Below are 13,918 nucleotides of genomic sequence, written 5' to 3' on the forward strand. Positions count from 1 at the left end.
ACATTGTCGTGATTCCCCACCCTGCCTACGCTCGGTACATGTCAACGAACCACCCCGCTGCACGCTCCGCAGCGTCGGCCACGCCGATCACCAGCATCACCTTGGCCGACGTGCCGGCGCTCGCCGCAGGATGCGCCATCTTCGGCACCGGAGGCGGCGGCGCGGTGCAGACCCCGCAGCTCGGCGTCGAGATCGCCCTGGAGCGGTTCGGTCCGGTCCCCGTCAAACAGGTCGCCGACCTCGACGCGGACGACGTGGTCGTCGCCATGTCCGGCATCGGTGCCCCTTCGGTGGGCTTCGAGATGCTCGGCGCGAGCGGCCAGGCCGAGATCATCGTCGAGGAGATCGAGCGACTCACGGGCAAGCGCATCACCACGATCATGGCGACGGAGATCGGCGGCAGCAACGGCGTCGGGCCCGTCGGCTGGGCCGCGAGCCTCGGCCTCAGCATCCTCGACGCCGACGGCATGGGGCGCGCATTCCCGGAGGCGCCGATGACCGCGATGAACGTCGCGAACCTCCCGCCCGGGTACGCGGTCCTCAGCGATGTGATCGGCAACGTCTCGATCCTGCGGCCGGTCAGCCTCGCCTGGCTCGAGCGCCACGCCCGCGCCCTCACCGTGGCCAGCGGAGCGATCTCGATCGGCGCCAACTACGTCATGGACCGCGACACCGTCCGCGGCGCGGTCATCGAGGGCAGCGTCAGTCGCGCCGTGCAGGTCGGGCGACGGCTCCTCACCGCCACCGACCCCGTCGGCGCACTCACGGACGAACTCGGCGCATCCCTCATCACCGGCGGCAAGGTCGTCGACATCGAGCGCCGCACCGAGGGCGGGTTCACCCGCGGCTCCGTCACGGTCGAGGGGATCGGCGAGCACCGCGGTCGCCTCACCCGCGTGGAGATCCAGAACGAGAACCTCGTCGTGATGGAGGACGGAGCGGTCATCGTCAGCGTCCCCGACCTCGTCACGATCGTCGACTCCGAGACGGGCGACGCGATCTCCACCGAGATGCTGCGCTTCGGACAACGGGTGAGCGTCCTCGCCTGGGCGTGCGACCCACTGTGGCGCACCGAGCGCGGCCTCGAACTCGCCGGCCCGCGCGCGTTCGGCTACGACCTCGACTACGAGCCGTTCGGCGTGAGCGCCGACGAGACCATTGGAGCGACCCGATGAGCGCCGGCACCAACACCGTCACCGACACCTCGGGTGAACTCGCGATCGGCATCGACGTCGGCGGGACCAACACCGACGCCGTCGCGCTCTCGGGCACGGGCGAGGTCGTCTCGTGGACGAAGCAGCCCACCACCCGCGACGTCACCGGCGGCATCCGGGCGGCGCTCGCCGAGGTCCTCGACCAGCTCGGTGACGAGCGCGGCCTCGTCACCCGCGTCATGCTCGGCACCACCCACGCGACGAACGCGATCGTCAACCGACGCGACCTCGGACGCGTCGTCGTCATCCGGCTCGGCTCGCCCGCCGCCACCTCGCTCCCGCCGCTCGCCGGCTGGCCGCGGGAGCTGCGCGACGTCGTCCTCGCGGGGAGCATCCTCGCCGGCGGCGGCCACCTCGTCGACGGCTACCCGATCGCCCCGCTCGACCGCGACCTCATCCGTCGGGAGCTCGACGCCCTGGCCGGCACCTTCGACGCCGTCGCCGTCTGCGGGATCTTCAGCCCCTCGTTCCCCGAACAGGAGCTCGAGGTCGAGGCGCTCGTCCAGGACCACGTCGGGGTCGACATCCCGGTGTCGCTGAGCCACGAGATCGGCGCGCTCGGCCTGTTGGAGCGCGAGAACGCGACCGTCCTGAACGCGTCCCTCTATGCCGTCGCCCGCGACGTCACGAACGCGCTCACGACCGTCGTCGCCGAGGAGCGACTCGACGCGACCACCTATTTCGCCCAGAACGACGGCACGCTCATGGCCGTCGAGTACGCGGCGCGCTACCCGGTGCTCACGATCGGCTCCGGGCCGGCGAACTCCATCCGCGGTGCCGCGTTCCTCTCCGGTGCCGACAACGCGATCATCATCGACGTCGGCGGCACGACGAGCGACCTCGGCGTACTCGTCGACCGGTTCCCCCGCGAGTCGACCCTGCCCCGCGAGGTCGGTGGCGTCCGGACGAACTTCCGCATGCCCGACATCCTGAGCGTCGGCCTCGGCGGCGGCACGATCGTCGACACCGCGACCGGTGTCCCGCGGCACGACTCGGTCGGCTACCGGCTCACCGAGGAGGCGCTGCTGTTCGGCGGCACCACCCCGACCCTCACCGACGCGGCCTCGCTCCAGTTCGGCATCGCCGACCGCGAGCTGCCGCCCCTCGACCGCGCGACCCGCCAAGCACTCGAGCACGCGCTCGGCGTCGCCCACGAACGCATCGAGTCCGCCGTCGAGCGCATGTCGCTCGGCCGCACCGGCCTCCCGCTCGTCGTCGTCGGCGGCGGAGGATTCCTCGTCCCGGACGCCGTCCTCGGCGCGAGCGAGGTCCTGCGCCCGGCGCGCGGCAACGTCGCCAACGCCGTGGGCGCGGCCATCGCGCTCGCCGGTGGGCGCTCAGATCAGCTCTGCGACTTCGCCGACCGCGCAGCCGCCATCGAGGAGGCAGGACGCTCCGCGATCGAGAAGGCGATCCAGGCCGGCGCAGACCCGCGCTCGGTCGAGATCGTCGACGTGCTCGAGACCCCCGTCTCGTACGCCACCCGTCCCACCCTGAAGGTCTCCGTGAAGGCGGCGGGTCCGCTCGCCCGCATCGGAACGGCGACCCGACAGCGCATCTGACCCACCCCAGCACCAGCACAGCTCTCCACCAGCACCAGCACGGCACCTCACCCCATCTGATCCGGCCACCCGCGCACCACGGCCACCCGAGTACGAAGGATCCAGCATGAACAGCAAGCGGAAAGCCGCGGCGGCCCTCGCCACCGCGGCCCTCACCGCGGTGGCCCTCACCGCGTGCACCTCCTCGCAATCCTCCGATCCCTCCGGCGAGTACGTCTCCGGCGGCACCTTCGTCACCGCGATGAGCGGCGACCCCGGCAGCCTCGTCCCCATGACGGGCATCAGCCTCGAGGCCCGCGAGATCATCAGCTTCCACTACGAGTCGCTCGTGTACGTCAACGCCGACGGCGAGCTCCTGCCCTGGCTGGCCGAGAGCTGGGAGGAGGACGCGAGCTCCACCTCCATCACCTACACGCTCAAGGACGGCATCACCTGCGCGGACGGCACCCCGTTCACCGCGGAGACCGCCGCGGCGAACATCACCTACAACGCCGACCCGGCCAACGCGACCTTCTACTACGGCGCGCAGGTCTCCGAGCGGATGACCGCGACCGCCGACGGCAACCAGCTCACCGTCACGAGCTCGACGCCCGACCCGTTCATCCTCGCCAACACCGGCACCGTCGAGATGGTCTGCCAGGCCGGCCTCGACGACCCCGACTCCCTCGTCGAGACGATGAACGGCACCGGCCTCTTCACCCTCGACAAGGCGACCCCGGGTTCCAGCTACACCTTCACGAAGCGCGACGACTACACCTGGGGTCCCGAGGACGTCACGAGCGACACCAAGGGCCTGCCGGACACCTTCGAGGTCCGCGTCGTCACCGACCCCGGGACCGCCGCGAACCTGCTGCTCTCCGGTGACGTGAACGCCGCGAGCATCGGCGGCGCCGACCAGGACCGCGTCGAGGCGGCCGGTCTCGGCAGCGAGGGCGTGCGAAACCCGATCGGCGAGATGCTCTTCAACGAGCGTCCCGAGCGTCCCACCTCCGACCCGCTCGTCCGTGAGGCCCTCGTCACCGCGATCGACCGCGAGCAGGTCGGCGAGGTCGTCACCGACGGCACCGCCGAGGAATCGAAGTCGCTCGTCGTGAAGAGCCCCTACCTCTGCGTCGCCGACGGCCCGCAGTGGACGCTCCCCGAGACGGACGTCGAGAAGTCCGGCGAGCTGCTCGATGAGGCGGGCTGGAAGCTCGGTTCGGATGGCAAGCGGTCGAAGGACGGTGAGCCGCTGACGATCAAGTTCATCTACGACGCGGCCACCCCGAGCCACGCGGCAGCGGCCGAGCTCGTGCAGCAGACCTGGGACGAGCTGGGCGTCACGACGGAGCTCTCGGGCAACGACGCGAACGCCTGGTCCGAGCAGCTGTTCTCGACCTTCGACTGGGACACCGGCTTCGTGCAGATCGCTCCGGGCGGACCGGTCATCGTGAACACCTTCTTCGGTGGCGAGACCCCGGACAAGGGCGGCAACAACTTCATGTTCGTCGACAACCCGGAGTACGACGCGCTCGCCGAGCAGGCCAAGACGGCCAGCCCCGAGGAGACCTGCGACCTCTGGCAGCAGGCCGAGGCGAAGCTCATCGAGCGGACGGACGTGTTCCCGATCGCCGACGCGCAGGACTTCATGTACCTGAACGGCGCCGAGGTCGAGCGGCCGAACTTCATCCGCCCGACGAGCATCCGGATGGTCGGCTGATCATGGCGATCCCCTCGACCGTGACCACCGGGCAGGCCACCGACCCGGCCACGGGCCCCGGCGGCCCGGCGGTCGCGCGTCGAGGGGGTCGTGGCGTCCTCGGCGGACTCTCCCCGCGGACGTCCTTCATCCTCCGACGACTCGGCCGGGTGCTCGTCTCCCTCGCCATCGTCATCGTCGCGACGTTCCTGATCGTGCAGCTCGTGCCGGGCGACCCGGTGCGGGCTGCGCTCGGGAACAGTGCGACGCCGGAACTCGTCGAGCGGACGCGCGCCGACCTCGGCTTGAACGTGCCGGTGCCGGAGCAGTTCGTCAACTACGTCAGCGGACTGTTCCGCGGCGACTTCGGCACGGCGATCGGGTCGCAGCGGCCGGTCGCCGACACGATCGCGCAGCGCTTCCCGGTGACGCTCACCCTCGCGGTCGCGTCCTTCCTCCTCGCGGCGATCGGCGCCTTCCCCATCGGCGTCGCGACCGCGGTGTCCTCGCGCACCGGCCGCCGCCGACTCGCCGACCTCGGCGTCTCGGGTCTGCTCGGCGTGCTGATCGCCATCCCGAGCCTCCTGCTCGCCGTCGGTCTCATCGCCGTGTTCAGCATCGGGCTCAAGGTGCTCCCGGCCGCCGGCTGGGGAGGCTTCGACCAGGCGATCCTGCCGGTGGTGGCCCTCGCGGTCGGCCCGATGGCCTACCTGGCCCGCATCGTGCACGTGGAGATGCTGGCCGTCCTCGAGATGCCGTACATGACCACGGCACGGAGCAAGCGCCTCCCGACACACCTCGTCTACCTCCGGCACGCGCTGCCGAACATGGTGACGTCCACGCTCACGATCGGCGGCATCATCCTCACGGGTATGGTCGCCGGCACCGTGCTCATCGAGACGGTCTTCGCCATCCCCGGTCTCGGGACGAGCATCGTCTCGTCGATCACCTCGAAGGACTACCCGATGATCCAAGGCATCGTGCTCGTGTACGCGATCCTCGTCCTCGGTCTCAACCTCCTCATCGACATCGCGCTCGCGACGATCGATCCGCGCTCCTCGATCACGGAGGGCTGAGCTCATGAGCATCCGTCCGACCACCTCCAGTCCCACACCCTCACGCCGATCGCCGGTGCTCGACCGCCTCCGCACCCCGCGCGGCCTCACCGGCGCGATCGGCGCGCTCCTGATCATCGTGGTCGCGGTCGTCGGCCCGACCGTCTGGGGGTCCGCCGCCGACACGACGTCCGTGGCCGACCGCCTCGCCGGTGCGAGCCTGGCCCACCCCTTCGGCACCGACGAGCTCGGCCGGGACGTCTTCGCCCGGGTCATGGTCGCTACGCGGGTGTCCGTGCTCCTGACCCTCGGCGCCACGGCGATCTCGGTCGTCGGCGGCGTCGTGCTCGGGGCCGTCGCGACGGTCCTGCCTCGACCGCTCCGCCGACTCGTCACCGCCCTCATCGACATCCTGCTGTCGTTCCCGTGGCTCCTCATGGCGCTGTTCTTCTCGGTGATCTGGGGCGCGAGCGCCACCGGCGCGATGCTCGCCGTCGGGTTCGCCGGCGTGCCGACCTTCGCCCGCCTCACCTACACGCTCGCGTCGTCGCTCATCGGTCGCGACTACGTGAAGGCCGCGCGGATCGCGGGTGTCGGGCAGGCGGAGGTGCTCGTCCGGCACGTCATGCCGAACATGCTCCCGCCGATGCTCGTGAACGCAGCGGTCTCCGCCTCCGGCACGCTGCTCGCTTTCGCCGGCCTGTCCTTCCTCGGTCTCGGGGTCCAGGCGCCCGAGTACGACTGGGGGCGTCTCCTCGGCCTCGGGATCGCCCGCATCTACGGCAACCCGATGGCGGCGATCGGTCCCGGTATCGCGCTCGTCGTGTGCGGCGTCATCTTCACGCAGCTCGGCGAGCTCTGGAACGAGTCCTCGAAGCGGCTGCTCGGCCTGCCTGCGCCGGCGCGACGTCGCACCGCGGCTCCCGCGACCGCCTCGGCTGCGGCTGCGACCCCGGCCGACCAGGAGCCCGTCGTGCAGGTGCGCGACCTCCGCGTCGCCTTCCCGGACCGTGACGGCCGACTCGTCGAGCGCGTCCACGGCATCAGCCTCACGATCATGCCCGGAGAGGTCGTCGGTGTCGTCGGCGAGTCCGGATCGGGCAAGTCGGTGAGCGCGATGGCGATCGCCGCCCTCCTCGGGCCGGACTCCTCGGTACAGGCCTCGGAGCTGAGCTTCCGCGGGATCGACATGACCGCTCCGCTCACGAAGGCCGAGCGCAGCCGCCTCGGTCTCGAGCTGGCCATGGTCTTCCAGGACCCGCTCACCTCGCTCAACCCCTCGCTCACGATCGGGAAGCAGCTCCGCGAGACCGTCGAGGTCCACGAGGGGCTGTCGACGGCCGAGTCCACGAAGCGTGCCGAGGCCGCACTCGAGTCGGTGCGGATCCCGCTTCCGGCCAAGCGCCTGAAGCAGTTCCCGCACGAGCTGTCCGGCGGCATGCGCCAGCGGGCCATGATCGGCATGGGACTCATGGGCCGCCCGAAGCTGCTCATCGCCGACGAGCCCACGACGGCGCTCGACGTGACGGTGCAGCGTCAGGTCCTCCGGGTCCTCCACGAGGCGCAGGAGCAGACGGGCGCTGCGATCCTGCTCATCTCGCACGACATCGCCCTCGTCAGCGGGTTCTGCGACCGCATCCTCGTCATGAAGGACGGCCGCATCGTCGAATCGCTCGATGCCGACCGCCTCCACGAGGCGCGGCATCCGTACACCCGTGGGCTCATCGCCTGCGTCCCCGACATGACCTCCGACCGCACCATGCCGCTCCCGGTCATCGGTGCGATCGACGAGATCGACGAGGAGGACCCCCTGGTCCCTGCCCTTCGACAAGCTCAGGATCCGGTTGTCGAAGGGCCCATCACCATCGAAGGACAGCGCGCATGACCGGTCTCGAGTTCTCCGGCCTCACGGTCCGCTACGGCCACGGCGTGTCCGCGCACACCGCGGTCGACGGCTTCGACCTCACGGTCCGACCGGGCACGTCCCACGGGCTCGTGGGGGAGTCGGGCTCGGGCAAGTCGACGGTCGCCGCGGCCGCCGTCGGCCTCGTCATCCCGAGCGCCGGCGGCATCCGACTGAACGGCGCCGACATCGTGGGGCGCTCGTCCGCTGCCCGTCGTGCGCGTCGACGCGTGCAGCTCGTCTTCCAGGACCCGTACTCCGCGCTCGACCCGCGCATGCCGATCGGACTGTCGATCGCCGAGGGGTCCCGGGCGACGGGGCGCTCCTGGAGTCGCTCGGAGCAGCGGTCCCGGGTGGGTGAGCTGCTCGAGCGCGTGCACATCGACCCGGACCGGGCGAATGACCTGCCGTCGGCGTTCTCGGGTGGTCAGCGGCAGCGCATCACGATCGCCCGGGCGCTCGCGGCCGAACCGGAGGTCCTCATCGCCGACGAGATCACCTCGGCGCTCGACGTGTCGGTGCAGGGCGTCGTCCTCAACCTGCTGCGCGAGCTGCAGCGCGAGCTCGAACTCACGGTGCTGTTCATCTCCCACAACCTCGCCGTCGTGAACTACATGTGCGACGCGGTGAGCGTCATGCAGGCCGGCCGGGTCGTCGAGGCGGGCCCCACGGCCACCGTCCTCGCTGCTCCCGAGGACGCCTACACCCGAGAACTCCTGGCCTCCGTGCCCGTGATGGGCCGTCGCATGACCTGGGACGAGGAGTAGCGGAGGGATTCCTGCTCCCGGTCACTGAGTGCACGTCTCCCGGTCACTGAGTGCACCTCTCCCGGTCACTGAGCTTGTCGAAGTGCACCCGGGTGACGTCGCCCTTCGACGGGCGGTTCCTGAGCGTGTCGAAGGGCGGGGCCGGGGCTCGCGTCAGTCCCGCTGCTTGCGCGGCAGGGTCTCCGGAAGGAACGCGATCCCGACGATGCCGATCGCGCTGAGCACCAGCAGGTACGCCGCCACCAACCACGGTGCCCCACCGCTCGCGGCGACGAGCGCGGTCGCGACGAGCGGGACCGTCCCGCCGACGAGGGCGGCCGGGATCTCGCGGGAGAGCGCGATGCCGCTCCAGCGCATCGAGGTCGGGAAGATCTCGGCGAGCAGCGCCCCCGAGGTGCCGATGGTGGCACCCTGGATGACGGCGAGGCCGAGGATCAGGCCCAGCGCGACGAGGGTCGACTGCTCCGTGTTGTAGAGCAGGAACATCGGGAACGCGTAGACCACACCGAAGATCGCGGCGCCCATGAGGACGGGCTTGCGACCGATGCGGTCGGCGAGGCGACCGAACAGCAGCGCCGTCGGGATGGTCAGGACCTCGGCGACGATGAGGCCGATGAGCGCCTCCGTCGGGTGCACACTCAGCGTGCCCGTGACGTACGACAGCGAGAACACCTGCACGACGTAGACCCATGGCAGGGCGAACGTGAACAGCGCCATGCCGCAGATGATCACGCGCCAGTGCGAGCGGATCGCGCCGGCCAGCGGAGCGGAGGTGACGGCACCGCGCTCCTCGGCGCTCTCGAACGCCTTCGTCTCCTTCACGCGCAGGCGGAAGTACAGGGCGAAGGCCACGATGACGACGCTCGCGAGGAACGGGATCCGCCAACCCCAGCTCTGGAACTGTTCGATCGGCAGCGTGCTCACCACGGCGAAGACGGTGGTCGCGAGCGCCATGCCCACGTACACGGAGGCACCGGGGAACGAGGCGGCGAACGCGCGGTGCTTCACGTCGGCGGACTCGCTCGCCATCGTGATCGCGCCCGCGAACTCGGCGCCCGAGCCCATGCCCTGGAAGATCCGCAGCACGATGAGCAGGATCGGTGCCCAGATGCCGATGGTCTCGGCGGTGGGGAGCAACCCGATGATCGTGGTCGCGACGCCCATGAAGAGGAGCGTGATGAGCAGCGTCGGTTTGCGCCCGAGCTTGTCGCCATAATGGGCGAAGATCAGGCCGCCGATCGGGCGGGCACCGAAGCCGACCGCGAAGCCGGCGAACGCGCCGAGCAGGCCGGCGAGGTCACCGGCGCCGGGGAAGAACAGCGGCGCGAACACGAGTGCGGAGGCCAGCCCGTAGAGGGTGAAGTCGTACCACTCGATGACGGTGCCGACCGAGCTGGCGAGGATGGCGCGGCGACGCTGCACCCGGGAGTCGAGGCCGTCGCGATCGATGTCGCTCTGGCCGACGGTGGTGGTGTCGGATCCGCGTGGGTCGCTCTCGCGCGCGCTCTGGATGGCCATGGCACTCCTTCGTGTTGGGCGCACCCGGACGGCCGGGACGCCTGACGAGGCTACCGGCCGTCTGGAGGCCCGGCCCATGTGCGGTCGGCACACTCCGGAGCCGATCCGGTGCGTCGGGAGCACACGGGTGGGGCGCCCGAGGGCCGCCCCACCCCGTGCTCGCTACAGCGCCTTCGACTCGCGGAGGATCCCGGCGAGCGTCTCCATCTGCTTCGCCTGAGACGTGTAGTCGAGGGCGGCGGTGTTCCAGGAGTGGATCTGGCCGGCGACGAGCGCCGGGTGCGAGGCGAAGGTCGCCTGCGCCTCGAGGTCGCTCTGCTGGAAGCCCTCGACGTTGACGAGCAGGACGTCACCGGTCATCGCCTGGCCGGCGTTCTCCCAGCTGTAGATGTCCCAGTAGTAGTAGCCGTCCGGGTTCGCGTTCGTGTACTTCACGCCGAGTTCGCTGTACAGCTCCGTCTCCGGCTCGTCCTGCGGCTTGACGACGTAGATGCCGCTCGCGTCCGCGTACATCTGCGTGACCTCGAGGTCGGTCTCCTTCGCTGCGGCGGTCAGGTCCGCTGCTGCGGCGTCGTACTTCTCCTTCGCCGCGGCGATGGTGTCCTCGTCGGCTCCGAGCGCCTCGGACAGCTTGTTGAGCGAGGCGATGACGTCGGCACCCTTGCCGCCGACCTTGATGGCGACGACCGGAGCGATCTTCTCCAGCTGCTCCTGCTGCTCGACGTCGGCGACACCGTAGTACGGGCCCTTGAGGTCGAGCGTGCCGTCGCGATCGGTCGGGTAGATCCCGGTCACGATGAGGTCGGGTGCCGCCTCGGCGAGTGCCTCGAGGTCGATCTCGCCGTAGCTGTTGCCGACGATGGTCGTGTCGCCGAGGTCGTAGTCCGTGAAGCGCTTGTCGGTGGCGACGTCGACGCGACCGAAGACCGCGACGGGGTCGATGCCGTTGCCGTGCAGGCCGAGCGCGTAGTCGGCGAAGCTCGCGATGCGCTTGGGCTGCTCGTCGAGCTTGACCGTGGTGCCGGTGTCGTCGGTGTAGCTCCAGGCGCCGCTGCTGTCGGCGTCGGAGGCGGCGGTGGGGGAGCAGCCGGCGAGGCCGACCAGGGCGAGCGCGGGCACGAGCACGAGTGCGGCGCGGCGGAGGCGTGAAGAGATCGTCATGATACTTAGGGTAGCCGAACCTAAGTCACGAAACGATATCGGAATGCCCGATCGCCCGGATCACTCCGCGTCGAGGGCGATCGCGTCGTCGGGGTCGACCGGCACGATGAGTGGCGAACCGCTGCTCGGGTCGGGGATGACGATCGCGTCGAGGTCGAACGCCTCCCGGAGCACGGCCGGGGTGAGGACCTCCCAGGGGGTGCCGTCGGCGATGACCCGGCCGCCGCCGACGACGACGAGGCGGTCGGAGTAGCGACCGGCGAGCGTGAGGTCGTGCAGGACCATGACGACCGTCGCGCCACGTTCGCGGTTGATCGACCGCACGAGTCGGAGGACGTCGAGTTGGTGGCTGAGGTCGAGGAAGGTCGTCGGCTCGTCGAGCAGGATCGTGGGGGCCCGCTGCGCGAGGACCAGGGCGATCCAGGCGCGCTGCAGCTGCCCGCCCGACAGGGAGGCCGTGTCGCGGTCGGCGAGGGTCTCGAGACCGGTGGCGGCGAGCGCCTCGTCGACGGCGATCGTGTCGGCGGGCGTCCACGGCTTGAGGAGGCTCTGGTGCGGGTGGCGCCCTCGCGAGACGAGGTCGCGGACGCTCGTCGCCGACGGCGTCAGGGGCTTCTGCGGCAGGATCGCCAGGCGGCGCGCGACCTCGCGGGTCGGGATCGACCGCACGCCGCGACCGTCGAGCTCGACCGTGCCGGCGGTCGGGGTGAGCAGGCGACCGAACGCCTTGAGCAGTGTCGACTTGCCGCAGCCGTTGGCGCCGATGAGGGTCGTGACCTCGCCCGTCTCGATGCGGAGGTCGAGCCCCTCGAACACCACCGTCTGGTCGTAGGCCAGGGAGACGCCCCGAGCCTCGAGGGCGGGCGTCGGGCGCCCTTGCACGGGCGATGCGGTCGTGGCGGGGTCGGTCATGCGGAGGTCTCCCGTTCCTTGCGGCGCGTCAGCAACCAGATGAGATAGGGCGCGCCGACGATCGCGGTGATGATGCCCACCGGGATCTCGCCCGGCAGGACACCACGGACGAGTGCGTCGCCGCCCGTGACGATGACGGCGCCGAGCAGCGCGGAGGCGAGCAGCGGCGGGCGACCGGTGCGGGCCAGGCGGCGGGCGATCTGCGGCGCGACGAAGGCGACGAACTCGATCGGCCCCGCCGCGGACACGGCCGCTGCGACGAGCAGGACCGCGCACGCGATGACGACGATCCGATGCCGCTGGACCGCGACGCCGAGGCCGGTCGACAACTCGTCGCCGAGCTGGCTGATGTCGAGGCTGCTCGTCTGCAGGACCGCGATCGGCGTCAGGATCACCAGCGCGACGAGCACCGGCCACACGCTCGACCAGGAGATGCCCGAGAGGCTGCCGACGAGCCACTGTGCCGCCGCTGCCGCCTCGGTGATCTGCGCCCGGGCGATGAGGTAGCTCGTGATGCCACCGAGGGTCGCGGTGGCACCGATGCCGATGAGGATGAGTCGGAAGCTGTCGACGCCGCCGCGCCAGGACAGCGCGTAGACGGCGGCGGAGGTGACGAGGGCGCCGATCGCGGCCATGGCGGGCAAGCCCAGGCTGAGGGCGCCGGCCCCGACCGAGTAGCTGCCGCCGACCAGGACGATCGCGGCCACGGCCCCGAGCGCGGCACCCGAGGTGACACCGAGGATGTCCGGAGTGGCGAGCGGGTTGCGTGCGAAGGTCTGGGTCAGTGCCCCGGCGAGTCCGAGGGATGCACCGACGAGGAGGCCGCCGACGACCCGGGGGAGGCGGAGCTCGAACACGATGAGTTCCTGGCCGCCGGTCCCACCACCGAGCAGGGTGGTGATCACGTCGGGGATCGTCAGGGACGACGAACCGGCGATGATCCCGAGCAGGGCGAACGCCAGCGCGACGACGAGACAGGCGATCGTGACGCCGACGACCCGCCCTCGCCACAGGCGGCCGAAGAGGCGGCTGCCCTCCCGCACGGCGCTCACAGCTCCGCCATCCGTCCGCGGCGCACGATGGCGATGAACGCGACGCCGCCCACGACGGTGAGGACGACGCCCACGGGCACCTCGGCGGTGCCACCGATGAGTCGACCGATCACGTCGCACGCGAGCAGCACGCTCCCACCGACGAGTCCCGAGGCGGGGAGGAGCCAGCCGTGATGCCCGCCCACGAGGGTGCGCGCGATGTGCGGGGCGGTGAGTCCGACGAAGGCGATCGGGCCGGTCAGGGCCACGGCGGCGGCCGTGAGCAGGGTGATCGCGGCGAGCCCCACGAGTCGTGCGCGGATGAGGTTCTCGCCGAGGCCGTTCGCCAGCTCGGTCCCGAGCGCCAGGGCGTTCAGCGAGCGGATGTTGGCGACCGCGAACACGAGGCCGAGCCCGGCGAAGACCAGGGCCGCGTCGACGCCCGTGAGCGATCGGCCGGACAGTGAACCGACCACCCAGATGCGATAGGCGGCGAGCGTCGTCTCGTCGGACAGGACGAGGTACGAGGTCAGGGCGACGAGCAGGGCCGAGACGGCGGTGCCGGCGATCGCGAGCGGGACAGGACTCGACAGTCCGCGGCCGAGCGCGGCGACGGAGAACACGATGACGCTGGCGACGGTGGCGCCGAGCAGGGCGAGCCAGAGGGTCGTGATCACCGAGCTCGTGCCGAGCACGTAGACCCCGACGACGACCGCGAGGCTCGCGCCGGCGGAGACACCGAACAGGCCGGGGTCGGCGAGCGGGTTGCGGGTCTGCCCCTGCATGACGGCACCGGCGATGCCGAGACAGACGCCGACGAGGACGCCGAGCACCGTGCGCGGCACCCGCGACCCCCAGACGACGGCGCCGGTGTCCTGGGCGGGGTCGAACAGGGCGGTGAGGACGGCCACGGGACTGATGAGGTTGCTGCCGAGCATCAGGCTCGCGAGGGCGATGACGAGGAGCGCCACGGCCAGCGTGCCGACGGCGAGCGCGCGTCTCGATCGGAGGAGGGTCGCGCTGCGCATGGAGTTAGCCTAGCCTCACCTATCCCGGTCGCGATGCACGTCCGTCATCCGGGGCGAAGGAGGGGTGATCCATGGAACGGCGCGGGAGG

At 70.8% G+C, this 13,918-nt stretch carries 11 protein-coding genes; 6 read left to right on the top strand and 5 right to left on the bottom strand.

Annotated features, from left to right (window positions below):
• Positions 1-38 precede the first annotated feature (38 nt).
• From BIU99_RS13715 to BIU99_RS13740, 6 genes are all read left to right on the top strand, one after another.
• Positions 39-1,175, top strand: coding sequence for a DUF917 domain-containing protein (locus BIU99_RS13715; RefSeq protein WP_064296014.1), 1,137 nt, complete (start codon positions 39-41; stop codon positions 1,173-1,175).
• Positions 1,172-2,776, top strand: coding sequence for a hydantoinase/oxoprolinase N-terminal domain-containing protein (locus BIU99_RS13720; RefSeq protein ID WP_071261722.1), 1,605 nt, complete (start codon positions 1,172-1,174; stop codon positions 2,774-2,776). Before BIU99_RS13715 ends, BIU99_RS13720 begins: the two co-directional genes overlap by 4 nt.
• 106 nt (positions 2,777-2,882) lie before the next feature.
• Positions 2,883-4,475 (top strand): ABC transporter substrate-binding protein, encoded by a 1,593-nt coding sequence (locus BIU99_RS13725; RefSeq protein ID WP_071261723.1) that lies wholly within the window; start codon positions 2,883-2,885, stop codon positions 4,473-4,475.
• A gap of 2 nt (positions 4,476-4,477) precedes the next feature.
• On the top strand, positions 4,478-5,530 hold the full coding sequence (locus BIU99_RS13730) for an ABC transporter permease (RefSeq protein WP_079001089.1): 1,053 nt from the start codon (positions 4,478-4,480) through the stop codon (positions 5,528-5,530).
• Between the two features lie 4 nt (positions 5,531-5,534).
• The gene (locus BIU99_RS13735; RefSeq protein WP_071261724.1) at positions 5,535-7,394 is read left to right on the top strand and encodes a dipeptide/oligopeptide/nickel ABC transporter permease/ATP-binding protein; all 1,860 of its coding nucleotides are present in this window, start codon (positions 5,535-5,537) and stop codon (positions 7,392-7,394) included.
• Entirely contained in the window at positions 7,391-8,179 is a 789-nt protein-coding gene (locus BIU99_RS13740) for an ABC transporter ATP-binding protein (protein ID WP_071261725.1), read from the top strand. The genes BIU99_RS13735 and BIU99_RS13740 overlap by 4 nt, the downstream gene beginning before the upstream one ends.
• Before the next feature lie 153 nt (positions 8,180-8,332).
• Here the strand turns inward: BIU99_RS13740 and BIU99_RS13745 are convergent, their stop codons facing one another.
• The 5 genes from BIU99_RS13745 to BIU99_RS13765 all read right to left on the bottom strand — a co-directional run bounded on the left by BIU99_RS13745 (position 8,333) and on the right by BIU99_RS13765 (position 13,829).
• A complete protein-coding gene (locus tag BIU99_RS13745; protein ID WP_083397363.1) occupies positions 8,333-9,697 on the bottom strand; it encodes an MFS transporter in 1,365 nt (454 codons plus the stop codon).
• A gap of 162 nt (positions 9,698-9,859) precedes the next feature.
• Complete coding sequence (locus tag BIU99_RS13750; protein WP_071261726.1) at positions 9,860-10,858, bottom strand: ABC transporter substrate-binding protein; 999 nt, start codon at positions 10,856-10,858, stop codon at positions 9,860-9,862.
• A 60-nt stretch (positions 10,859-10,918) separates the two neighbouring features.
• Positions 10,919-11,770, bottom strand: a complete 852-nt coding sequence (locus BIU99_RS13755) for an ABC transporter ATP-binding protein (protein WP_071261727.1) — start codon at positions 11,768-11,770, stop codon at positions 10,919-10,921.
• Positions 11,767-12,822 (bottom strand): iron chelate uptake ABC transporter family permease subunit, encoded by a 1,056-nt coding sequence (locus BIU99_RS13760; RefSeq protein ID WP_071261728.1) that lies wholly within the window; start codon positions 12,820-12,822, stop codon positions 11,767-11,769. Before BIU99_RS13760 ends, BIU99_RS13755 begins: the two co-directional genes overlap by 4 nt.
• Positions 12,819-13,829 carry an iron ABC transporter permease gene (locus BIU99_RS13765; RefSeq protein WP_064297045.1) on the bottom strand — a complete coding sequence of 337 codons (1,011 nt, stop codon included), beginning with the start codon at positions 13,827-13,829 and terminating at the stop codon, positions 12,819-12,821. The genes BIU99_RS13760 and BIU99_RS13765 overlap by 4 nt, the downstream gene beginning before the upstream one ends.
• Positions 13,830-13,918 lie beyond the last annotated feature (89 nt).

The organism is Plantibacter sp. MMLR14_011, from assembly GCF_001865025.1.
Lineage (GTDB): Bacteria > Actinomycetota > Actinomycetes > Actinomycetales > Microbacteriaceae > Plantibacter > Plantibacter flavus_A.